The 24,429-nt window shown below is 52.6% G+C and carries 15 protein-coding genes and 1 pseudogene; 15 read left to right on the forward strand and 1 reads right to left on the reverse strand.

The annotated features are described in order from the left end of the window. The 15 genes and pseudogenes from F1381_RS07225 to F1381_RS07295 all read left to right on the forward strand — a co-directional run. Positions 1-910: pseudogene (locus F1381_RS07225) on the forward strand (hypothetical protein); the annotation flags it as partial. Next, complete coding sequence (locus tag F1381_RS07230) at positions 877-2,004, forward strand: cell adhesion protein (RefSeq protein WP_343043392.1); 1,128 nt, start codon at positions 877-879, stop codon at positions 2,002-2,004. The pseudogene F1381_RS07225 and the gene F1381_RS07230, both read left to right, overlap by 34 nt. A gap of 15 nt (positions 2,005-2,019) precedes the next feature. Then, positions 2,020-2,853, forward strand: a complete 834-nt coding sequence (locus F1381_RS07235) for a hypothetical protein (RefSeq protein ID WP_151734144.1) — start codon at positions 2,020-2,022, stop codon at positions 2,851-2,853. A gap of 85 nt (positions 2,854-2,938) precedes the next feature. Further along, the gene (locus F1381_RS07240; RefSeq protein WP_151734145.1) at positions 2,939-4,171 is read left to right on the forward strand and encodes a hypothetical protein; all 1,233 of its coding nucleotides are present in this window, start codon (positions 2,939-2,941) and stop codon (positions 4,169-4,171) included. 141 nt (positions 4,172-4,312) lie between these two features. Then, the gene (locus F1381_RS07245; protein WP_151734146.1) at positions 4,313-4,786 is read left to right on the forward strand and encodes a hypothetical protein; all 474 of its coding nucleotides are present in this window, start codon (positions 4,313-4,315) and stop codon (positions 4,784-4,786) included. A gap of 55 nt (positions 4,787-4,841) precedes the next feature. Next, positions 4,842-5,444, forward strand: a complete 603-nt coding sequence (locus F1381_RS07250) for a hypothetical protein (RefSeq protein WP_151734147.1) — start codon at positions 4,842-4,844, stop codon at positions 5,442-5,444. A gap of 301 nt (positions 5,445-5,745) precedes the next feature. Continuing rightward, entirely contained in the window at positions 5,746-7,524 is a 1,779-nt protein-coding gene (locus tag F1381_RS07255; RefSeq protein WP_187355230.1) for a hypothetical protein, read from the forward strand. A 40-nt stretch (positions 7,525-7,564) separates the two neighbouring features. Continuing rightward, positions 7,565-9,193, forward strand: coding sequence for a hypothetical protein (locus F1381_RS07260; RefSeq protein WP_151734149.1), 1,629 nt, complete (start codon positions 7,565-7,567; stop codon positions 9,191-9,193). A gap of 25 nt (positions 9,194-9,218) precedes the next feature. Then, positions 9,219-11,564, forward strand: a complete 2,346-nt coding sequence (locus F1381_RS07265; RefSeq protein WP_151734150.1) for an RCC1 domain-containing protein — start codon at positions 9,219-9,221, stop codon at positions 11,562-11,564. 105 nt (positions 11,565-11,669) lie between these two features. Next, positions 11,670-18,731: a DNRLRE domain-containing protein gene (locus F1381_RS07270; RefSeq protein WP_151734151.1), complete on the forward strand. Its 7,062-nt coding sequence runs from the start codon at positions 11,670-11,672 to the stop codon at positions 18,729-18,731. A 201-nt stretch (positions 18,732-18,932) separates the two neighbouring features. Continuing rightward, positions 18,933-19,301 carry a hypothetical protein gene (locus tag F1381_RS07275; RefSeq protein WP_151734152.1) on the forward strand — a complete coding sequence of 123 codons (369 nt, stop codon included), beginning with the start codon at positions 18,933-18,935 and terminating at the stop codon, positions 19,299-19,301. Further along, positions 19,267-19,614 (forward strand): hypothetical protein, encoded by a 348-nt coding sequence (locus tag F1381_RS07280; protein WP_151734153.1) that lies wholly within the window; start codon positions 19,267-19,269, stop codon positions 19,612-19,614. Before F1381_RS07275 ends, F1381_RS07280 begins: the two co-directional genes overlap by 35 nt. 17 nt (positions 19,615-19,631) lie before the next feature. Then, a complete protein-coding gene (locus tag F1381_RS07285) occupies positions 19,632-20,408 on the forward strand; it encodes a peptidoglycan recognition protein family protein (RefSeq protein ID WP_151734154.1) in 777 nt (258 codons plus the stop codon). Between the two features lie 137 nt (positions 20,409-20,545). Continuing rightward, a complete protein-coding gene (locus tag F1381_RS07290; protein WP_151734155.1) occupies positions 20,546-21,529 on the forward strand; it encodes a small ribosomal subunit Rsm22 family protein in 984 nt (327 codons plus the stop codon). Positions 21,530-21,663: 134 nt separating this feature from the next. After that, positions 21,664-24,054, forward strand: coding sequence for a polyprenyl synthetase family protein (locus tag F1381_RS07295; RefSeq protein WP_151734156.1), 2,391 nt, complete (start codon positions 21,664-21,666; stop codon positions 24,052-24,054). Between the two features lie 84 nt (positions 24,055-24,138). On the opposite strand, the gene F1381_RS07300 is transcribed toward F1381_RS07295, so the two are convergent. Further along, on the reverse strand, positions 24,139-24,429 hold a 291-nt coding region (locus tag F1381_RS07300), incomplete at its 5' end, for a MerR family transcriptional regulator (protein WP_151734249.1).

Genomic DNA, 24,429 nt, shown 5'->3' on the forward strand with positions numbered 1-24,429 from the left:
CAGCGGCGGGCTGGAACAGGCTGTAGCAGGGAACAGTTACGAAGCATTGAGCGGTGAGCTGGAGCAGGCTGTAGCAGGCAACAGCTATGAAGCGTTGAGCGGCGGGCTGGAACAGGCTGTAGCAGGGAACAGTTACGAAGCGATAAGCGGCGGGCTGGAACAGGCTGTATCAGGCAACAGCTACGAAGCGATAAGCGGAGGGCTGGAGCAGGCTGTAGAAGGTAACAGCTATGAAGCGGTGAGCGATGAGCTGGAGCAAGCAGGTCTGGGCAACAGCTACGAAGGGATAAGCGGCGGGCTGGAGCAGGCAGTACAAGGCACCAGCTACGAAGCAGTGAGCAGCGGGCAGGAACAAGCGGAGTCCGCCGACTACGCCCGCGAGGGAACAAGCAGCCCGCTGGAGAGAGCGAACAGCGGCACCAGCTACGAAGCAGTGAGCAGCGGGCAGGAACAAGCGGAGTCCGTCGACTACGCCCGCGAAGGAACAAGCAGCCCGCTAGAGAGAGCGATCAGCGGCACCAGCTACGAAGCAGTGAGCGTTGAGCTGGAGCAGGTCGAACCTGTCGAACGCATGCCTGCGGCAGTCATTGAAGATTCCTCGCAGGCTATACGGAAGAAGCGGCTCATAAATACGCTTATCCAGGACCCTGAAGAATCGTTGCGCCGTAAACGGCAGATGGAAACGAAGCCGCAGGACGGAGAGGCTGGAAGCCGGATCAAACGGACGATGGAAATGGCAGAGGAGAAGGATGTTGATGCCCGGAGACCGGCGAGGGTTATCCGGACGGTAATAGAGGAGCCGTCGGAAGCTGCACTTCTAACGGTTCCGGAAACAAAGAAAAAGAGAATCTGGCTCATTCTGGGCAAGGTGGCCTCGTGGAGTCTTTGGAACTGGAAGAAGACAAGGTAGGTGAGAACGTGGGGATATACAAGAAATGGAGCGGTTTAATTTTTGACGACAAATTTGACGGCGGGAGCCCAGACTCCCGCTATACCTTATCGCCCGCTGATGCCTGCAGGCTGGATACCGGCTTATCCCAGCTATCGGTGAGTCATACCGCTCCGGAATCAATGGTTTTATTTGATGTGCCTGAGAATGAACCGTCGCTTGCCTTTGAAGTCACAGCAGATTATGTTCCAACGGCACCCGGAGATGAGGGGGGGATTGTGATTTGGGAGGACGGCTATCACCGGCTTGAATTCCTGGAGAGCAAGGATACAGCCTTGCGGGAGTACAGCAAATGGCGGGCTTGCAAAAAAAACAATACATGGACCTTCTATGCCAACCGCGGCGAGGGGTGGGAATTATTTGACTCCGCAGCGATTGCCGGCAGAAAAATGGGGGTAGTGCTCAAAAACGAGAACAGCCAGGAGTTTGTAAAGCTTAATCTGGACAGGTATGTATTGTGCCGCAGCACCAGAATTACCGTTGGGAACCTGCCGGAAGGATATACCGTGTATCTCTGCGATCCCGAAGGCAATTCCGTGGCTTCAGCTACCGCCGCTCCGCTCTGGACCGGGGTGGAGCTGGAGCTGCCGGCTTTGCCTTATACCGGAATCCTCCGGGTCTATGACGAACAAGGTGTGCTCTTATCCAGTCTCGGTTCGTTTGATTTGTACGGGGGGGATACCTACTTGTACGGGACAGATCTGCGCGTGCTTTGGAACGATGCGGAACTGAGCCTGACCCAGGAAACATATCTGGGAACCATGTATGACAATAAAATTGAAATTCCCATGAAGCTGTATAACCCGAACACACATAAGGCAGCCCGCAACATATCCATGGGAATTCTGAAATATTTGGAGGAATTCGGTTATGAGTGGGCCGATATTTGTCATGATAACGGGTTAAACCAGCCTGACCGGATTTACGAACAGCGTCTGGATATGGGATCACTCGATCCGCTTGGATCCAGAACATTTTGGATGAAGGTAGAGCGGAAATCGCAGCATTTTGGCATTAAGCCGATTCATTTTATTTTGGACATTACGCACATATAAGGGGGTGCCGGGACTTTGGCAGGGACAAAAATGAAGCTCAGACGCTACGGAAATGAACTTACCTATTGGGTTGAGCAGGAAATTATTATCGACAAGGATGGTCATCCTTCGGTTCAAGGCCTATTCGTCCGGCTGGCACATCCTTATGTGCCGGGTACAAAAATGCTGGATGTGTTCCTCAACGGACAGCATCTGCTTGAAGGCGGGGGCTATGAAGAGGTGGATGAAACGGCCATCCGCCTGGATCTCGGCGTCTATCCGGACGGCCATCCGCTAGGCGGCCAGATTGTGCCGCTTAGCCCCGGGGATGAAATCTATATCCGCACCTGGAAAACAGAATACCGGCAAGGCGGAGGCAGCGGAATTGACGATCTCCGGTTTAAGCGTCTGGAAGAAGAGGTCATCTCCGCGCGGACCTATGGCGAAAGTGAAATTCCTTTTCAGCATCTGGATGACCGGCTGGACTATATTCAGCAAAAAGCCGAGAGCAAAACGATGGTGTTTGTGCTTAACCGTGTATTCTTAGGCATTGCCAAGATGGAGATGAGGTTCCCGTACGAAGGACAGATAACCGAAGTCTATGTATCCGCCATGAAGCCGGGCGCGGACAGGACGGTGTTCCAAATTGAAAAATGCTCACAGGCCGATTATGATCGTTCTCCCGGCTGGATGAACATTTTTAGCAGTGACTTAATCATCGGCCCCGGAGCGAAGTCATCCAATACATCGGCGGAGCCTTATGCGGTGGCTTACCCGAGAATCGCTATGAATGACCATTTCAGGATTAATGTCGCCGAATTGGGAGCGGGAATTGAAGGGGTAACGATTGAGGTGCTGGTAACGGTCTAATCCGTCTTACGCAAGCCTGCTAACTTTCCAAGTCTGCCTCTTATAATGTCTGGGCAGTGATAACTTGAGAAAGAGGTGCACCAATATGGCAGCAACCAGAGGGATTGCAAGATTTCGCGGAGAGCAGTTGAACAACAAACTGATGCGCGACAACCACTTTGATGTAAACAACAAGATCAACGAGAACAAAGTGGACATTAAATGGCATAACCACCGTGAAATTCTGGAAGATACGAAGATTGATGTTTTTGTACAAAAGAATGCCGCCCTGGTGGGAGCAGGTCTGAGCAGCATTGAAATTACAAACGATATCCTCAACACTTCCGTTGCCGCCGATTCTTTAACAGAAGGCACAGTACTGGATACAGTGATTGAGCTGCGCAAGCAAGGAACCTCCGATTTCCCGTTCATTGACGAGGACGGGGACAGAGTTTACGGCCGGGTGCGGGAGAATGCCGGAAAATTCTATCTCGATTTCTTCAGCGAAGTTGATGGTGCGGAAGCGCCTTATCTCTTCACCGAAGCTGTAACACTGGACTACAAATACGTGACCCGCACCAATCTTTCCGTAATTCCTGTAGACGCCATTGTATCCGGCGGTGCCGGACTTGTGGCCGATGCAGTGGATGCGGAAGCGTATATGAACCTGAAACAGCTGATGAAGGACATCTACGGGGGAGCGGGCACGCTAGACAACGACGGCAATGCAAATCTGGCCCTGTCGGTTGTAGAACAGATCGCCAAGGAAATCCAGGACCGCACCGATGCGGACCAACTGATCCGCAATGACCTGGCCTCGACGGCGGCTGCCAAAGGGGCAAGCCTGGTTGGGGTTGTCACCGATGCGAATTACTCCGGTGCGAATGTACAAGCCGTACTGTCCAATCTGGCACAGCGTGTCGTTGCACTCGAAGACCTGACTGCAGGTCTGGCCGACCGTGATGCCGATTCGCCAAACGGTTACTTTAAGCAGGGAGACTTTGAAACGGCCGAAGCGCGTGTAGTCGACCTGGAAACTGCCGCCGATGCAACCTTCAAGAATCATGAAGACCGTTTGCACAAGCTGGAAAGCGAACATGAAGAAGAGGTCTATGAAGCTGCGGGCGGGGAAACGGAATACAGCCTGGTGAAAGGTGTGGCGAAGCCCAATACCGTCCTGCTATTTATTAATGGCCAAGCCCAGGCGCCGGGAATTAACTTCCAATATCAAACAGATAACGACGGCCACATCACCGGCTTTGATTTTGCGCCGGACGCCCTGAAGGTATTCGAAGGCATTCCCGATGTTCTGTTTGTGAAATACCAGAAAGTGCTGTAATCGGCACCAGACCCTCCTCCGGGAGGGTTTTTATTTTCTTACCGTCCCGTGTTAAAGATCCTATTGAAATCCTTATATTGGCTATAGCACTGAAGCAAACCGCAAGAGTCCATCTTGCATATTACAAGGAGGTATTTTCATATGCCAGCACCAATCGTTTCTTGGTACACAGCAGATAACAGTTCCCAGGTCACCCAGTGGGATATCGGAACGGTGGACGCAGGTTCATTGTCCGCAACATTCACCGTCCTGATCTGGAATAACCGCGCAGGCAGCACCGCTCTCTCTGATATGCAGAACTGCACGATCACCACGAAGGACAGTTCCGGCGGCAATACGGGTGAGCTGGTTACGAACACATGGATTGAAGTGAAGGTCGATTCCCTCTCCGAATCTGCATTTACAGCCATCGGCGGTACAGTAACCAAGGATATCCGGGCGACGAAGTCCGACACCCCTGCCAAGACGATCAAAGGCGCTGTGAACGACGGAAATATGGCCACTGCCAATACCACGGCGAATTTCAGTAAGGTTACGCTCCGCGCCAATGTTCCGCCTACAGCTACCGCTGGTCTGGTAACGTTCCTGACACGTGTATCCTATCAGTACGTGTAATCCATTAATAAGAGCAACCTAGAACTTCAATACAATGAAGGAGGAATTCCTGAGCATGCTGTCTTTATTTACGGAACACAACGGGTTTTCTCCCGTAGCGCAGGATTTCATTTGGTTGGGTGAGTACTATGACGGTACTCACCTGGCCGAATTCGATCTCCGTACCAAAGACGAGAACAGCTTCTATAAGATTCAGCGCGACAAGCTGGTCCGCTTCGGAATCATTGGCCACGGCCATAAACTCTTTTTCGAGAGCGACGGGGTATTTAACCTGAACGGCACGGGAATTGAGGTCTTGTACCAATGCGGCGGCAAGACGTATCCCCTCACCGGACACAGCGGGGCTTACCGGGACATTATCACCTACAAGGATGCCGAATCCTCCGTCAATTTGACGAACGGCGGAATGTCCAAAGCAATCATCAACCAATACAATTTTGGATATAAATCCGTACTGGAGATGGATGGAATCAAGTTCCAGTTCAAGGCAACATGCCGGGTGCCCTTCGGGCAGGAGATGTATCTGAACTTTTGGCTGGTTGCCGATGGAACGCTGGATGGAATGCTGCAGATCAAGAAGAACAACCGTATCGTTGAGGAAATTATCGCTCCGCTAAAAAAAGGGGTGGGCGGCGAAGTCAATTTCGGACTGTCTTAGCTCTAAGACAGTCTTTTTTTATACAGAAAGGCGGTGAACAGCGATGCCGTTTACAATCGGAGATCTGACGTTTTCCTCACAGCTCAATTCCCTGAATACGGCGGCCACATACGTTACAGATATAATGGTCAGCGATCAATACCTTTACATTGCCAATCAAAATTTAAACTCTTTGTATGTATACAATAAAGGATCTGACGGCTCCATAGGCAGCCTTGTCCGCACAAGGAATTGGGTTGCGGATGACAGTGTCGTTGCAAGCATCTGTGCCAGCGGGAGCTCTGTTCCTTATGCTTACACTGTGTTCACAGAGAACGGTCAGGACTATTTGGTCGGCTGGTCAAGCAATAACTATTTATATGTCTGGGAGATCCGTAAAAGTGACCAAATGGTAGTCAACAGAGTGGATTACCGCGCCCCCCTTTCCATTAGGTATTACTCCCGCGGCGGATGGGACGGAGACCGTTATGTCTACTTCTGGAACAGAAATAACAATTATATCTACCGTTGGGATCTCCGGAACAAGAGCGCAGGGTTGACGGCCCTGGTTCAAATCTCTGGCAGCCATGGTCTGGATTCAAGTTATAGCGGAAGCGGACTTTACGTCTCGGCCAATTACTACTACTGGGGCTCTGGAGCCAACGAAACAGATGGATTGCTGGGGCTGTTCAACCGCAGTACGGGAGCTTTTACGGGTACCAAGCTGACCAGTGCCAATCTGTCCAGCATCGGGGCTATTCCCACAAACGGCGCTGCCGGATGTATATTTATCGATCCAACACAACCGGGAATTGCCTATTACACCGGATTTACAAGCAATGTAAAGACACTTGCGCTTGTCACTCTCGTTGCCAGCAATGTTGTAGTCAGTCCAACGATCCACGACCAGGCTGTGACACTTCAATTCGATGTGGTTAACGGGGCCAACAGCCAGGCGTCATCGGCTGCTTGGCGCATTTCCGTGAACGGGCAGCAAAGGCTGGTGTCCGCCGGTTATCTTCCGCTGCCTTCGACCGGCAATCAAGCGGTCCTAGCCAATGAGTTTTTTAATCTTGGAAGTAATACGATAGCCATTGAAATGTTTAATGAGGCTGGCGCTATTTTCAAGAGGGAAGTTACCATTACCGTTACAAACAACCAGCCGAGTGCCGTCACCATGGTGTCCAAAGATTCGATCCATGACGAGAATGTGATCTTTGAAGCCGTAGTGACCGATGAGGCAGCGGACCTGCTGACCTACCGGATATTGCTCAACGGCGCCGTCTATTCAAATTGGTCTGTGGCTGGCTATAACTCCCCGCTCACCGTAAGACGGTCGTTTCGGGCGGACGAACTGGCGAACGGATCAAACATTATAAAGATTGAAGTGAAGGATAATTTCAAGACGAATACCACAGTCGTCAGCGCCCAAAGCACGGTAACCAAGGTTAATACAAAGCCTACAGTAAGCGTGGAGATGAAAGGGAATACCTTGTATATGGCTTTTGACGATGCCGACGGCGACCGGGTGCGCTTTAAAGTGCTGCTTAACAATGAACAGGTGCTACCCGCAAGCGGTTACTCCATGCCTTTTCCGGTTCCCGGTTCGCTGATATACACCCTGCCCAAAAACAAGGTGAAGCCGAACCAGTCGAATACGATAAAAGTTGAAGTGATAGACTCGTCGGGAGACACCGGATCATGGTCCCTGACTAAAACATTGGGCTACAGCGGACTTATGTTCAGGGATGCTGCGGGAGCCTATTATTCTACGGATTTGGGAGAGTTGCTGAAGCGGCTCAATCTTGGAGTCGCATACGCGGGAGAAAGCTCATCCGTCTTCGAAATGGTTGTGGAGAACACCTTGGGATATCCCGTAAAGAACATTGTAATATCCGGAATACAGGGCGATCTCGATCCTGATACGGAGCTCATTGAATTCAGTCTGACGGGCGATCCGTTTACCCCGAGCCGTACCCTGACGTTTCCTTCTTCCTGTGATACGGGAGAGGCAGTGAAATTCTATGTGCGGGTGAATTGCAGCCCGGATGCCGTCGGCGGCGGTAACTTTAAAATCCGGGTGACCGGGGACCCGTTATAACCAAGGATTACATTAACAGAAAGGGGGCCATGGCAATCGTATGAGAATTACTGAAACCTACAGTCCTCTAAAGTTCAACTGGTCCGGAGCCTTCCGCAACACCGGAAGCCAATTGGGCACGCAAACTATCAGCCATAGCTCCAGTACCGGCTTCTCTTTATCCTACGTATTCCCCACTGCAGGAAAAATACATTTTAATTACCGGGTAAGCAGCGAGTCTGGATTCGACTGGTTCTGGTTTAACTTTGATGGAGTCCAGCAGAACCGGATCAGCGGAACCCAAGGATGGTTCACTTGGGAGCGGGAAGTTTCGGCCGGAAGTCATACTTTATACTTTGGATACAGCACCGACGGAAGTATCTTGACAGGCGATAACGGCGGCTTTATCACAGATTTTTGGATCGAATATAGCGGGATTGAAGCTAGCAATTTCGTGGTCAGTCCTAATTCCATTCATAAACAGGACACCCGGATCAGCTTTCGCTTAACGGGGCAGGACAGCACATATAACCAAGCTAAGTACCGCTTATATACTGATGCCGGAGCACAATTATATCCGGTCAGCGGGCTTTCTTCTTTGGTCAATCTTCCTTATAATGCCGAACATACTTTTCCGGCATCCCTCTTTCCGGTTGGAGCAACAACCATATACCTGGAGGTGGCCGACAAATCGGGGAATAGCGTAAACGCTAAACCGTTGTCATTGGTGCTTAGCCGCACCAATGCGGCTCCTTCCGCTGACCTCAGGTTAGGGACGCCCGAGGTTCATAAGGAGAATACCTTTGTGAGCCTGTCGGTCAGCGATCCGGAAGCAGATTCCGTCGGCTTTCGAATCTACGTTAACGGCAAGCAGAAATACCCCGAGAACGGTTATGCCGATTTGCTGAAGGTGCCCTTTGATTTCACTTACCCGGTCTTTAACCGTGATCTGATTACTGGAAGTAATACGGTGAAAATCGATTTGGTGGATGATCTGGGAGCCACGCGCAGCTACACCCTGCCGCTGAATAAAACCAATCAGCCTGTGCGGATCAGTTCCGCGGAAATCAGGGGGCAGACACTTCAGGCCCGGCTGGAGGATAAAGAAGACGACCGCATCCGTTTCCAGATCAAAGTGAACAATGTGAAGCTGTATCCGCCTGAAGAGGCATGGTCGGCCTATTTGCCTTCTCCGTTTGATCTGAATTACCGTATTCCCGATTCATCCATTGCATATGGCAATCTCAATCAGGTGGAGATTGTCGCCGAGGACGATTTGGGTGCACAATCGACCTGGCAGACCAATACCATTATCGACTATGCAGGTCTCATGTTTATGGATGAGCAAGGCTTGTATTATTCCACCAATCTGGGGGAGGTTCTGAAATATCTGGATACCGGGACCGTCGTTGCCGGCAATACTTCCGCAGTCTACAAGGTGATGCTTAAGAATACTGCAGGGTATCCGCTGAACAATATCACATTGATTCCGGTGCAAAGGGAATTGCACCCGCTTCATGAGCTGGTCGAGATCAGTTCGTCGGAACTTCCCTTTGACTCCGTACCTTCTTTAAATATATCCACCTTGGAGTATGGAGAAAGCATTCCTTTTTACGTGCGGATTCACACAACAAGCGAAGCCATAGGCGGCGGACTCTTCGATATCAGGGCAACCGGAGATCCGTTGTAGTGACAATAAGAAGGGGGGATAACGGATGAGCACGCAAACAGGGCTTCACTCGGCTCTCATCAAAAGTAACGGTGATCTGTATACCTTCGGCAACAACTATTACGGCCAGCTCGGCCAGACCCGTAATAACCGGACGCAAAATAACAACTGGGCGCCGCAAAAGGTAACATCGCTGGCCAATGTAAAATTGGTTGCTATGGGCTATTACCATACACTTGTATTGCTGGATAACGGAGATCTCTACGGCATGGGCTACAATTACTACGGCCAGCTCGGGTTATCCGTCAATTGGAATACGGACAATTCCCTGACCACCCCAACTTACATCATGGACAATGTGAAGGATATCGCCTGCGGGTATATGCATTCCGTTGTCCTGCTGAATAACGGGGATGTCTATACTTTTGGCTATAACGGTTACGGTTTATTAGGAAACGGAACAAATTCCAGTAATACTTATGTACCGAGGAAGGTTGCCGGCAATGCTAAGAAGGTAGGAGCCGGCTATACCCATTCTATGTATATTGCCGTGAATGGAGATTTGTATGCCTGCGGCAGAAACTACTACGGACAATTGGGGGTTTCCGCTAACGCAGGGACCAATAACGACAACCGGTCATGGCTGAAAGTAATGGGAAATGTCAAGCAAGTCGCAGGTGGGCAGCAGCACACGGTCATTCTTACAGAAGATGGAAAGGCGTTGGCCTGCGGCTACAATTATTACGGGCAGCTAGGAAACAGCGTGGGCAGCGGGACATCCAATGCATACTGGACCCCAAGCCAGATCATGCAGAACATTGTTGCTGTTAATGCAGGATACTTCAACACTTTCTTGCTGGATGGCAAGGGCGATCTATACGCCTGCGGAATAAACAATGACGGCCAGTTCGGCAATGGCGGCAGCGCAGCCCAGAATCCGGTTCCGGTGCTTGTCAGCTCGGATGTCCGGCAAGTGGCAACAGGACAGACCGCTACACTGATTGTTAAGAAAGACGGCAAAGTGTTTGCAGCAGGCGATAACGCTTTTGGACAAATGGGTGTATCTGCCAATGCAGGAAATGGAAACCTGAATCCTACATGGCTGTTGGCCGATTCGGATGCAAGGCGTTTAATGGGCGGATCGGAAGCAGTGTTTACTTACAGCGCTACTTCTTACACTCCAAGTATACACAAGGAAGATTTTATACTATCAATGCTGGTGGATCATGTCGAGAACGACCAGATTTCCTATAAAATCTCCGTCAACGGGATACAGCGCTTTCCGGGCACAGGCTACACGGCTGCCCAGAATTCCGGATTTTATCTGACGAAGCATCTTCCGCATACGTATTTCCAAGTAGGGGCCAACACGGTATTGATTGAATTCCAGGACTTGCTTGGCCGGACGGACTCTGTTGGCTGGAGCGTGGAGAAAACCAATGCTGCCCCAACGCTGAATCTTCAGCTTTCGGCGATGCAGGTTCATAAGGATAGCCTCCATCTTGGCGGATCCATTGCAGATGCGGAAGGCGACCGTATCCAATACCGGATTCTTGTGAACGGGGTCCAGAAATATCCCGCAGCCGGTTATACCGAGCTGGAGATTCCACCGGCCTCCCTTGGTTATGTTCTCAATAATTCGGACCTCACAGTGGGTATGAACACCGTAAAGGTTGAGGCTCTGGATGAATTCGGCGGTACTCCGGCTGTATGGATGCAGAATATAACCAAGACCAATACGCTTCCTGTCATTGCCGGGACAGTGCAAGGTAATTATCTCAACGTTCAAGTCACCGATGCTGACAATGACAAAGTGCAGTACCGCATCTTTTTGAATGAACTGCAGATTTATCCCGAATCCGGATATACCGAGCCCCTTCAGGTCCCATACGCCATTAAGTACGTGTTGCCGAGGGAGAAGATTGTCAAGAACACGGATAATAAAGCCCGGGTCGAAGTCATCGATGAACTGGGCGGCATAAAATCGACGACTATGACTTTCACCGGTGTGTTATCCGGTATGTTATTCTGCAATGCGGGAGAAACCTTCTATTCCGATGATTTTGGAGCCGTTCTGAGATATCTGGATTTCGGTACCATCGTAGCCGGACAGACGACGGCGGCGGAGCGGGTATTTGTCAAGAATACACTCGGCTATCCGGTAGAGAACATCAGAATTTGGGTGGATCAGGGGGAGCTTGACGGTGTGGAAGCCAGAGCGGAAATCAGTAAGCTGGACGCCCCCTTTCAAAACAGCAGCCAGCTGGATTATCTGGACCGGCTGGACCATAACGATAAAATCAGTTTCTATGTCAGGATTGCCGCTTCAAGGCAGGCGGCCTGGGGCGGCATGTTTAATGTATTGGTCAAGGCCGATCCCAAGCAAAGCTAGAACATGCCCTTTCCACCTTATATTGGCGGTAAGGGCTTTTTTAATTATCCCTCAATGCAATGGGGACGCAGTTTCTCAATACAATGGGAATGGATGTGATTTGGTTTGGCGACGGCAGGCGATAAATTCAGTTTCAGCTCCACAGGGACCGGCAACTGGGGCGCTCCTGAATCAGGACGCTACCTTATAGAGGTTAAAGGTGCGGGCAGCAGCAATGGCGGCACGGGGGGGACGGCGAAAGGCGAGATCGTCTTAAGCAAAGGCGAACTTCTCTCAATCACGATCGGAGGACAGACATCCGGTGGCAGAGGAGGGTCCTATGGTGCAGGTACCGGAACCACCGGAGGGTCCTATCCCGGTACAGGGTATAATGGCTATGCCGGCAGCAATGGGGGCGGTGGTTCCTATATTAAGCGCAACAACGCCATTATAATTGCGGCCGGGGGAGGCGGCGGCAAGGGTGGCAATGGGGGGAACGCAAGCACCTATAACAGCAGCTATGTTGGAGGCAGCGGAGGCGCCGGGGGAAATGCCGGCAGCAGCGGGAACGGAGCCGGCGGGAATGGCGGGAACGGCGGGGTAGCCTACAACAATACTCCCATTGTGAAGGGAGGTGCCGGTACAGCCGGCACTGCGGGGTCTACCGTCTATGACGGCGGCGGAGGCGGCGGAGGCGGAGGCGGTGCTGCATATACGCCCGGCAACTGGTACGCCGCTGCCGGAAGCGGGGGGAATGGGGGGACGGGCGGATTAAACTATATTAATACCGCTATGTTTGCCAGCACCTCCCTGACCGGCGCCAATGCGGGATCAGGGTCAGCCATGATTACGCTGCTTGGCGTTGCACCCGAGCTGAAAGAGGTGCTTGTTTCACCGGAAGGAGTCATCACGGCCGGCGTCTCTGACCCCGACCCGTCCACAGTTCAGCACAGAATTATTATAGACGGTACAGAAGTGACGGGATGGTCAGCGCTGCAGCAGGTCCCCTATGACATCGTATACAACATTCCGGATGCGCAGTTTCAGAGCAAGCTGGCAGAAACTGCGGTCCGGGTGGAACTCAAGGATAGTTCCGGCTTGAACGGCGAACCATGGAGTGGAAGTGTTCCTATCCGCAACCTGGCGGGTTCAATAAACGTGAAACAGGTAAGTGAAGCTGTTTCACAGGTGTATATCCTCTTTCATGAGGATATGGATACCACTTTTACTGTAAGGGAAAGCGATGGAAGTGCGTTAACTGGCTACGTACAGCCGGTTATTGCCGCTGACACTCCGTGCTCATTGTCGGTCGGCCGGCTATCGGATTTGGATTCTGCCATGGCTGTGCGCGAGAACAATACGGCCGAGGCCGGAATTTTCATCTGGGGAATCAGGAGCAACGAATTGAATTCCTCACTCCTTGTTAATCAGAATAAGGATTATCACATGGAGTCAAGAATAGCGGTCCGTGAAGCGAATACCGCCGACGGCACCATATCGATTTGGGGAGTACGGGATGCGGGGCTTCCGTCATGTATTACCGCAGTGTTCCCTGAACATGCGGATTCCAGATGGTCCTTACGGCTGCGGAGCGGCTATGTCAAATGGGATACATCCGACGGTATTTGTTATGGCTTCGACAGAGCAGGAATCATGCAAGTTATCGGGGATTCATCCTCCGGCCTGCCCGGACGGATAGGCGTGCGGTTCCGGAACAGAGTCATCGGAGTATCGGATATCATTGGCAGCGGCGGGTGCAATTTAGATGCAGCGATCATCGTAAAGCAGGTCTTCGATCTGCCGATGTCGCTCGGGGTCACTGCGGGCAACAAGATGCGCGCTATCGTGGATATCCAGCCTCCGACCAGACTAACGGAAGTCATTCCGGTTAACGGTGATTTGTTTATCCGGGAAGCTTATCCGAAGCTTAATTACGGCAGTGAACAAACGCTTCTTGCGGGCTACAGCAGTGCACGGTCGGAAATTTTCCGTAGTCTAATCGGCTTCAGCATCGGCAAGATCGCTTCGATGAGCAGCAATTATGTGGTTGAACGCGTGGTTGTCAAGCTCAGGCATACGTTGGGGAAAACTCCGGTATCGGCACTGGAGCTTAGAAGCGTCACGGGAACCTGGTCGGAATACGGCACAACGTGGGCCAATCAGCCGATTAATGGCGAGATTATCGCCGCAAATTATACGGCCGATCCGGCGGGCGGCTTCATCACCTTTGACATCACGGATTTCATCAGGCAAGCCCTGGAACAAGGCGCAGTCAAGGTCGACTTGTGTCTGCGTTCGGTAAATGAATTCGAAGAAGCTGCACAGTTTTTCTCCAAGGAAGCGGGCTCGGCTCTTGCGCCAAGCATTGAATACACCTATTTCGACGATGTTATCCGCAGTACGGGCCGCTCCGGTATCGATACCAGGATCTTGATTATGTATCCCGCATTCATAACGCTTGGCGGCAAAATCAACATCTTCAAAAAAAGCGGCACTAAAGATCTCTCGTCCAAAGCCAATGTTACTCCTTCCGGGAACCGGTATGAGAACGTCCATGCACAACTGCAAATCACAAGACCGGAAATCGCAGGCCAGGCGATTGTGCAAGTGAAGACGGACAGCCATCTGCGCGCTTCCATCGCCATCCGGGAACAGGATATGGCTGAACTGGAGCATTGCTCGATCCGCATCTCACTCCCGTCCATCAGCTCGCAGCTTTACGCCAATTTCAGGAAGGATTTGCCTTCACAGGTTGGGGCAAGAGTCTGGACGGAAGAGCAATTATACGGCTGGATCGCACTTAATATCAAGGAGCGTCCCGGCAGCATCAGCATCCGTCCCTACACCGATGTAGCGGGTTCGGTTACTGTACGGCGTGAAGGAAAAGAAGATTTGCATTCATTCATGGGAATCACTGAAACCGTGAGATGCGGATCCATCGATATTTTGAATCATAAGGATTTCGGCGCAGAGATTACTGTACAGGGCACCAATGAAGACAGCATCAGCTCTGTTTTAGCCGTGAACCAGTTTCAATTCGCAGGACGAATAAAGGTGATCCCTTATGTCGACTTCGCCGCCAAACTTACCGTGCGCCATTCCGGGGAGGCATCTGCTGAAGGAAGATTGACCGTCAGCTGTCCTGATCTGGCGCAGCAGTTGTATATCCGGTTCCGGTCGGTTCTGGCAGGCCAGCTCGCGGTAAGACACACCGGATGGAAGGAACTCGGCGGGCAGGGTACAGTATCGCGGCCGGATGTTCCGGCAAGCATCCATCCCCTGATCCACAGTGATTGCACCGGGGAAATTGCGGTTCGGCGGCTCGGGGGCCATCTGACAGCAGGCAGACTTTATGTGCCGTATAGAAACGATCTCTCCTCAGAAATGAGTATTGTCGGCGCAAGCATGCTGCGTTCCGTGATTCTCGTGAACTCCGGATACTTAAACAGTGTGATCAGGATACCTGTTTATGCCGATGATACGCTGCGGAGTTCCTTTAGTACCCGGTTGAGCGGCAACAGGGAATTATTCTCCACTATCGAAGTATTCAGAAATGCATTTTTGGGCAGCAAATTGTCCGTCCGGAATTCGGCAGAAGGGGATACCGTTTCCAAGCTGACTGTGCGAAAGAAGAACGATACCGGCATACCTTCCTCAATGGACATCTGGCGCTTCCACGCTAAGATTGGCCGTATTTTGGTCAGAAGGCATGCAGAGAAGCTGCTTCCCGCCGGACTGGAGGTTCTGCAAAGCCATGATTTGAAGTTCATGGTGGATGTACCGCACAGAAAAGAGCTACAGAGTAAGATGAGGGTGCAGTATGCGGCAGATGCAGCCGTTCCAGCACAATTACAGGCCAAAATCCGTGCTTATAGTGATATGTCTACAAGTTTGGATGTTACCCTTGGCGGACACAGCGACATGGTTTCCAACATCGGGGTGTTCCCGCTGAACCGCATGTCCGGGATCGTCGATCTGAAGCTTCCGGTCCGTGAACTGGTGACGCTGGCAGCCGTGAAGGATGCTTACGTCCGTGAAGATGTGCCTACTCTTAATTATGGCGAAGAGACCTCCTTTGCCGTTGGCAGTTATAAGGGAGCTACGCTAAGTGCTATGCTGGGGTTCGATCTTTCCGGACTTGAACAAAGCTATGAGATTGAGAAGGTTGAATTACAAATTTATTACGGAAAAGAACCGCAAAAAGCGCTGCGGCTGATGGAAGCCGGGGATACCTGGACCGAACTGGGGGTTACCTGGCTGAATAAGCCGGCCGCAGGCAGTCTCATTCAAGCTGGCTACTCGGTGGATACAGAAAAAGGCTGCATCAGCTTTGATGTCACATCCTATGTTTTGGCGAAGTATCTGAACAAGGATAAAAAAGCGGATTTCTACCTTCTGGACGGAGAAAACAACAGCGAAGGCTACGATTATTTCCTGACCAAGGAAGCACTGCTCCATGCGCCTGAACTTGCGGTGGTTTACTACAATCCGGCAGTATGGAGCGGCGGCAGGGCTACGCTGGATTCGCGGTTCACCATTCCAATGAATGCGCCGCTGAGCTCAAGAGTCCGGGTCAGAAAACCGGATATAACGACAAGCGGCATATACTCCGAGCTTACCATCACTCGCAATAATATCTTGGATGGTATGCTTGCCGTGAGCAGGCCTTCTCTTGATGCAAGCTGTGCTGTCTCCATCCGGATGAATACGGAGCTCACTTCTGCGCTTAGTATCATCAGCCGTCAGTCTGAATCTGTTGCCGGGGCGATGACTGTCAGTCATCCGGATATCCTTTCCGGAGTGAACGTAAAGAGCCGTTCCGACTTTACAGGGGCCATTGCCGTAAGGCGGCCGGTTGAGGAAGCTTTCTATTCTTGGATACAGGTCAGTACCAAGGAAAAGCAGGGCACTCTCTATGTACCGCCTTCGAGCGACATTGAGCTGAGGTTTACGGTCCGCGGGGAGCATGGCGGACAGCTGCACTCCATCATGGCCATCAATCGGGCGCAAATTGGCGGAGCGGCAATCGTTACACAGATTAAACCTGTCGAACTCATTTCCGGAATTTCGGTACGCCGGAGCCTGGAGAAACCTTTAGAGAGCCGTATGACGGTCTCACACTCCGAGAATAGAAACCTGTACAGCGAGGCAACGGTCAGCGGTAAAGTGAGACCGGGCGCACTGGAGATCCTGTCCCGGAACGATGTAACGGCGAATATTGAAATTCAAGCCCTTTATGGCCTCGGCGAGATAGCCACTGAGATCCGGGTGACGCGCGCATCGCTGGGCGCGGCGCTGGAAGCATTGTCACGAAAGAGCTTGCCCTCCGTTATGCACATTGTACCGATGCGGCAGGAATGGGTAGCAGGCGTGCTGGAGGTGTCCAGACGGGATCTGCAGGCAGAATTCAACATTCGGCATCATTCGGATTTGCTCTCTGAACTGGGTGTTGGCCAATGGCTTGTTGCGCCGCTTGCAACCAAACTGACCGTCAGCAGTCCTTCCGTTCTTTCTTCCATTCGGGTTACTCTTCCCGCTGACATCGGTGCGCAACTCCGGATCAGGGCAGGCAAAGAGGAAGAAATCAATTGCGGGGCATTTATCAGCCAGCCGAGTGTGCCGGGGCGACTGACGATCATGGAATCCAGCGGAATGCCGGCTGAGATCGGGGTACAGCACACGGCAGATTCTAGTGTCCCGGTAAGGCTTACAGTCAGCAGGGCGGAAGCGCAGGTCTGTCTTACCGTTGTTCCTTCTGCGGATATACAGTCAAACTTGACCGTCGTGATTGGAAGTTCCAGCACCACAGGCGGAGCGCTGCTGGTCCGTTTCAGAAATGATGTTGTCAGTACACTTGAAATATGGGGCGCTGGATTGCTGTCTGCAGCCATTCGTGTAATTTCCGGCAATCTGGCTTCGCAAATTGCCATTCCGGCTTATGTCGACGATATGCTGCCTTCCTGTTTGGGAATCCGGTCCAGATTCATTTCGGAAATCCCTTCTGCCCTGCAGGTGCAGGAATGGTCCCAATTCAGCGGCACCATACAACCAAGAGTCTACGGAAGCAGTAATAGATCCGGCAGCCTGCTGATCTATGCCATCGCTAATGATGACCTGGCTGGTTCTGTTGATATCCAATACTTCCGGCAGGCTTACCTGAAATCTTCAATCGCCGTGCGGATTCAAAATACAATGGACGGCGGAATTGAGATCATCGGCAGAGGTGCCGGAGATCTGACATCCGTGATCCGTCCCGTTGTAAACCATGACATCCTTGGTCTGCTCGGGGTCCGCTTCGACAACCGGATGACCGGGAAGAGTGACTTTATCCCGGTCGGCGACAGTGTAATTCATGGCGGCCTTGATGTATTGCCGGCAGTAAACCTTACAGGCAGCATCGTCATCATGCACTCCGGTAATTCCGGGCATCCTGGTACCATTACCGTCCGTACCCGCAGAAATGTTGATCTTCAGAGCAGCGTCAACATTGTGTATGGAGCGGCGCATGAGCTGCGCACGGCAATCGGCATCCCGGCACTGAACAGGATGGCGGGAACCGTATTTATCATTCCGGTTAAGGACGCAGACCTGCAGTCCTGTGTGGAAGCCCATGTGACCTCTAACTGTCCGGCCGTTATGACTGTGCGTAGAAGCGCCTATCGAGATCTGACAGCTCTTGTGGAAGTCCATCATTACTATGAAGTTCCCGGCGAAATCGCCATAAGACGCGAGGGGAATTCCGTTCGTCCCGCCACACTGACTGCCCGGCAATCGGGAGTGTCCGAGCGGCCGGGACGGATGACGGTCAAAACATTTGCGGACAGCGATATCGGCGGCTCGATCAATACCATCCAATTCAGGCTGCTTAGCGCCAGACTTTCCGTCAGAAGAAGCTTATGGATGGAGATCGCATCCAAAATGGAAGTGCTTAACCGCCATGATCTTGATTCGGCAATCAAGGTTAAGCAGACCGGATCTTCTTCTCTGTCATCGGCAATCAATACGCTTCAGTTCTCGACATTGCCCGGCATAGTCCGGATTCGCAGAACAGCAGGCCATCCGCTGAATAGCCGGATATACGTATTGAACCGTAAAGATATCCCGTCGGTTGTAAGTGTCCCTCTCCGCAGCGATATTCCAGGGTCCATGGATGTGGTAGCAGAATACGGCTATTGCTACATTATGTAAAGTTATATAACCCTCCTGCCAATTGCGGCAGGGGGGTTATGTTTTGTTGCCGGCAGCTTATATTGGAGTCGGTGTTGAGACCAGCCGGTGTAAAGATCTGATAAGCATCAGTTCTGTTCGTTGAATGAACATAACCACACGCGACCCTAAGTCAGGGTCCGACGGCAGCAAGACAACGGGGAAAGAAAGGTTAGGTGACGAATGGATACGGGAGTTGTCACAGCAGTCATCGGGGTGATCGGAACGGCACTGTCCGGCACGATCGGGTACGCTACAGGCAGAACGAAAGATAAAATGACAGAGCGGGAGATGCTCTCCAAGGATGAGCAGGCCTTCCGTGCCGAATTGAGGGCCGAACTGCAGACCCACAAAGATGAAATCAGAAAGCTCAGCGAGGAAATAACGGTATTGCGGAAAGAAAACATGGATCTCATCGCTGAAAATAGATTGCTGAACATTAAAGTCGAGCAATTGGTTGCTCAGTTGTCCAGCCACACATTGCAGGCCGGCGACTCCGGAAAAGGGCGGGAGAATAATGAAGAGATTTTTAAAGCAGAGCTTTATAAATGACGAGGACGGATTCTCGGCCAAGGATTTTCTGATGGTGCTCTTTGGCGGCTTGTATGCGGTGTTTCTGATGGTCGCTTTCTTCAGTCCGTTTGCCGGTGTATCCGTCTCCGGTGCTTCGGACAATGTGATCGACAGCATGGATTCCGTGATTATGACTATCATCGGCGGCGTGTTCGCAGTACAGTCCGTCAGGGAATTCAGAAAGAGTTCTGCCTTCGATCCTACATCTGCAAGCACCCGAATGGATGATGCCATGGACCAAGAAGAGTGCAGCGAGGGTACATCAGCTTCTGAGACAACGCCCAGAATATAAGAGAAGGAGAGTGCGGGATGTCCTTTAAGAATAAATACCCGATCGAGCAGCGCTGGCTCCCCAAAGGAAGCAAACGCCGTTCAGGGCTGAACAATGCCGGCATCCGGTTTGTCGTGGCGCATGACACCGGGAATGACGGCAGCACGGCAGGCGGCAATGTGAATTACTATATCAACTCCGCCCATGAGCAAGAAGCTTCGGCTCATGTATTTATTGATCATCAGAGTATTATTGAGTGCATACCGCTGAATGAGAAAGCTTGGCATGTGCTCTATAATACGACTGCGGATAATGTGCGGTACGGCTGCAATGCCAACGATGCGGCCATTGGCGTCGAACTGTGTTATTCCTCCCGTGCCGGCGGCATTGATAATGCCGAATCGTATAAAAGGTATGTGTGGTATATGGCCTACTTGTGCCATAAGTTCAATTTAGACCCGTTTAACGATATTGCCGGACATAACGAGCTTGATCCTGCCCGCAAGTCAGATCCTTTCAGAAATGCACTGAAAATCATGAACATTACGAAGGAGCGCTTCCTGCAGGATGTTGCCGATGAATGGAAAGCTTGCACATCCGCCGATCCCGCAGACCAGACTATATGCCCGGAGGAGGAAGAACCGATGAAACTTGAGAAATGGGCGAATGATATGCTGATAGCAGCGTTATCCGAGCTTAAAGCAAAAGGATATTTTACCGACGCCAATTGGATTGAAAAAGCAAAATCGCAATCGTTAACGGCAGCCGAATTAGCCTTTCTTAACACTATACTAATCAGCAAAACAGTGAAATAATGATTGACCCGGTTCAGCCGGATGGTTCACAGGCAAGGTGCCAAATGAAAATGTAATGAGTTTTCCGGAGGGTTATGATACACTTCTGTAGGCGCACGGATGTTAGAACAAGCCTACAGAAAGTGGTTGAGATACGGATGGAAATGCCTTATGAGCTCAGATTAGCGATTGAGCAGCAATCTCAAGGCCTGAAACATACACAATTAAAGTCGGACGCACAGGCGATCAGCAGCCGTTACCGCACGGAGAGCGGTCAGGGCAAAAGGCTCCTGACCCGCGAGAATGAAGCTGTCTCGTATTCGATCGCCCGGATGCCGGCCACCTATGGCGCAGTGCATGCCTCGCTCGGCTACGCGCTTGATCTCGCGGATTGCCGGCCGCGGTCGCTGCTAGATGTGGGTGCGGGTACCGGGGCCGCATCCTGGGCGGCGAACACGCTGCTGGAGCTGGACAGCGTCGTCTGTCTTGAGCGTGAGGAAGCGATGCGCAGCATCGGCCGGCGGCTGATGGCGGAGTCCCATTCCGCAGCGCTCCGGGAAGCGGCTTGGCAGCGTTATGATTTAACGGCGGATGAGCTGACGGTACGGGCCGATCTGGTGGTGGCTTCCTATGTGCTGAATGAGCTGAGCGAAAGCGGCAGAAGGGACGCGGTGGAGGAGCTGTGGCAGGCCACGGATATGTTGCTCCTGCTGGTCGAGCCCGGAACACCCGCCGGTTACGCCAACCTGCTGGCAGCGCGCACGCTGCTGCTTGAACAAGGCGGGCATCTGGTGGCGCCTTGTCCGCATCAGCTGGAATGCCCCATGGCAGCCGGGGACTGGTGCCATTTCAAAGCCCGCGTGCCGAGAAGCCGGCTGCACCGCCAGCTCAAGGACGGGGATGCCCCGTACGAAGACGAGAAATATATTTATATGGCTGTGGCCCGCAGCAGCGGGCCGCGGGCGGAAGCGCGGATTATCCGCCATCCGCTGAAGGAGAAGGGCCGGATCACCCTGGAGCTCTGCCGGCCGGAGGGTCTCGGGAAGCTGGAGGTGACCAAGAAAGACGGACCGCTCTTCAAGGCAGCGCGCAAGTCCGACTGCGGGGATGAATTTTCTCTTCAGGTGTCAAGCGGCGAATAGTTTGCTCATACAATGAAATAGAATCACTTAGGGACAGCCGGTTCGGTTGTCCTTTTCGATATGGATTCGTAACCAAACGGCCGGATTGCCGTATGAAGAGAAACGACATTGGACTATCGAGGGGTATGACATCCATGAAACTGACCATTGCAAGCACACAGGCCCATGCCTGGTATGATACTGCCGAGCGGGAAGCGGCCGGCTATTTCGCGGAATTACAGAGGCAGGTAAAGGACCGCACGTACATTCCGGCCCTGGCCGGAAGCTTTGACCTCTGGAAGCGGAAGCATATCCGTAAACGGGGCAGAATCTTCAAGTTCCTTCACGACCGGAAGCGGCCGGATTCCGGTAATTACCGCCAATATATCCAGTGGCTGAACCATGCGGGCAAACTGGATGATTATCTGATCCGCAGCGTATCTTACACTTACTTAAGAGATCTGGGGCAGACGCTGGATGCACCGGGTACCGACAGCCGGATTCGGCGGCTTGCGGACGATATCAAGAAGATGCTGCTTTCTGCTGATCAGCACAAGCGTGATCAGCCGCCCTTATGGGTCAGCCTCCCCGGGTTCTACCGCTGGGCGCAAAAGGAAGGGGTAGAACGGACGGCAATCTGGCTGATCGGCAAGCTGAAGTCGGTAGCGCTCCATCTTCCGGACGGGCTTGACGCCGATCATGCCCAGCGCAAGCTGATCAAGATTATTATCGGAGTAGTCATGCATGTGCTGGAGGAGCTGGGAGAGTCGGCTGCACCCGCCGAGCGGGCGAGGCGATTGGATGAAGGGCTCAGGCTTGGGTACAGCTATGGCTTAACGTATCCGTTCATCGACGATCTGCTGGATTCCCGGGTACTGAACCCCGAAGAGAAGCAGCAGTTTTCACTGATGATCCGTACCGCCCTGCTGACAGGAGAAGTGCCAGGGCTGGAGGAATGGCCCCGGGACGGGAGCGGCTTCATCGAATATGTGCATGCCGAGCTTGGCGAGGCATTCGGGACGATCAAGCGTCGTCTGCGGCCTGAAAGTGAAGCGGTCTTTTTTGAACAGGCGTACGTGTTCTTTCATGCGCAGGAGACGGACCGCAACAAGAGTCTGGCAGATGCCCGTTACAGCAACGAAGAATTGTATCTGCCCGTCATCCTGAAATCGGCATCCTCCCGGCTGATTGTGCGCCCGGTAATCGGTGCGGCTGAGGATGAAGGCTTCCGGCAGCGGGCGTTTGCCTACGGTATTTACAATCAGTTGTCCGATGATTTGGCCGATATGACCGGGGATCTGGAAGCCGGCTCTGTAACACCGTATACGTATTATCTGCAGCACCGTGAAGAAAGGCCCGATCTGATCAATCCTTTTGAGCTATACTTTGCGGTGATCGCACATTTGCTGCATGATGTCTACCGCGGCGAGCCGCATGCACGCGAGGTAATCCTCTCCCGTGCCGTCAACGGGCTGAAGCGTTACAGACAGCGCCGGGGCGAAGCGGGATTTGCGGAATTTCTGGAGATCTTCACCGCCGGAATCCCTCAGTTCAGAGAACGGCTGGAGCGGCTCGTACTCAGCGCGGAGGATGTGGATTTCTTCGACAAGCTGCTGCGCGATCAGCTGGTATCGGCGCTGAAGCAGGGGCGTCTGGAGAAAGCAGAGTTTGCCGAGACGGTGCAGACGGTACGCGCCCGGATCAATGCCGTGCTGCCGATTCCTGAGACAATTAAACCGGCGGAAGGAATGACTGAACCGCTTACTGCTGCAGCCAATTACAGTCTGGCCGGCGACGGCAAGCGGCTGCGCCCGGTGCTGACCTGGATGATGGGCGTGCAGGAGTACGGGCTGCCGGAGCCGGCGGTTCTGCCGCTGCTTAAGGCGCTGGAGTACATGCATACCGCCTCGCTGATCTTCGATGATCTGCCGTCACAGGACAATGCAGCATCCCGGCGGGGACGCGTCACCCTGCATGAGCTGCACGACAGCGCTACAGCCGAGCTGACCGGCTTGCTGCTGATTCAGAAGGCGATGGAGGAGCAGGCTTCCTTAACTGCATTCGAGCCGGCAGCCGTACTCGCGATGATAAGATACTCCGCCGGCAAGACTGCGGATATTTGCAAGGGCCAGGCGATGGATCTGCAGTCCAAGGGTATCCCGTTAACCTTGGAGCAGCTCAACACGCTGTGCTTCTATAAGACCGGAGCAGCCTTTGAAGCAGCGCTGGTCATGCCGGCAATGCTGGCCCGTGTACCGGAGACGGAGATTGCCGGCCTGCAGAAATATGCTTATCACGCGGGAATCGCTTTTCAGATCAGGGATGATCTCCTGGACCTGGAAGGCGAACAATCGCTGCTCGGCAAGCCGGTGGGCAAAGACCGGGAGAACAACAGCTCAACCTTCGTCTCCATCCTGGGACGGGATGGCGCCGCCAAGGCGATGTGGGATCACTATTGCCTGGCGACAGAGGCGCTGGACGGGTTAGTGCGGGATATCCCGAGCCTGCGGCATTTGCTGGATTATATTGTGAACCGCGAGCACTGAGTGATACTTACAGTGGAAGACAGCCTTTACCGGCTGTCTTTTTTTGCGGATATCTATCCGCATAATATACGTTATTACCAGTAATTACAAAGGTGGTGTATCATGGGAGCCTTTACGTATCTCCTCTGACACGAGCTGCTGAATGATCCGTGCCCGGTCTGCGAATAGCTCCAGCACCTCCAGCCAGTGATCCCCTGCACTTATAAACTCATCCTCCTCCCCGAAGTCGGGCTGGTTCAGCGCCAGCACGGCTCCGCTGCCGCTGCCGCTGTCAAACCGGGCGAGACTGCGCCGGATTGCCGCGATGCTGTAATGGTTCTGCCGCAGCATGTAAATAAGGCGCAATCTGGCGATTTCGTCGTCGCCATAGACACG

It is taken from the genome of Paenibacillus tengchongensis (assembly GCF_008973665.1).
In the GTDB taxonomy this organism is placed as follows: domain Bacteria; phylum Bacillota; class Bacilli; order Paenibacillales; family Paenibacillaceae; genus Paenibacillus_AQ; species Paenibacillus_AQ tengchongensis.

Coding starts and splice junctions, on each gene's coding strand:
- F1381_RS07280 (WP_151734153.1), top strand. CDS start 19,267: ATGAAGAGATTTTTAAAGCAGAGCTTTATAAATGACGAGGACGGATTC.
- F1381_RS07260 (WP_151734149.1), top strand. CDS start 7,565: ATGAGAATTACTGAAACCTACAGTCCTCTAAAGTTCAACTGGTCCGGA.
- F1381_RS07240 (WP_151734145.1), top strand. CDS start 2,939: ATGGCAGCAACCAGAGGGATTGCAAGATTTCGCGGAGAGCAGTTGAAC.
- F1381_RS07290 (WP_151734155.1), top strand. CDS start 20,546: ATGGAAATGCCTTATGAGCTCAGATTAGCGATTGAGCAGCAATCTCAA.
- F1381_RS07250 (WP_151734147.1), top strand. CDS start 4,842: ATGCTGTCTTTATTTACGGAACACAACGGGTTTTCTCCCGTAGCGCAG.
- F1381_RS07275 (WP_151734152.1), top strand. CDS start 18,933: ATGGATACGGGAGTTGTCACAGCAGTCATCGGGGTGATCGGAACGGCA.
- F1381_RS07295 (WP_151734156.1), top strand. CDS start 21,664: ATGAAACTGACCATTGCAAGCACACAGGCCCATGCCTGGTATGATACT.
- F1381_RS07285 (WP_151734154.1), top strand. CDS start 19,632: ATGTCCTTTAAGAATAAATACCCGATCGAGCAGCGCTGGCTCCCCAAA.
- F1381_RS07265 (WP_151734150.1), top strand. CDS start 9,219: ATGAGCACGCAAACAGGGCTTCACTCGGCTCTCATCAAAAGTAACGGT.
- F1381_RS07245 (WP_151734146.1), top strand. CDS start 4,313: ATGCCAGCACCAATCGTTTCTTGGTACACAGCAGATAACAGTTCCCAG.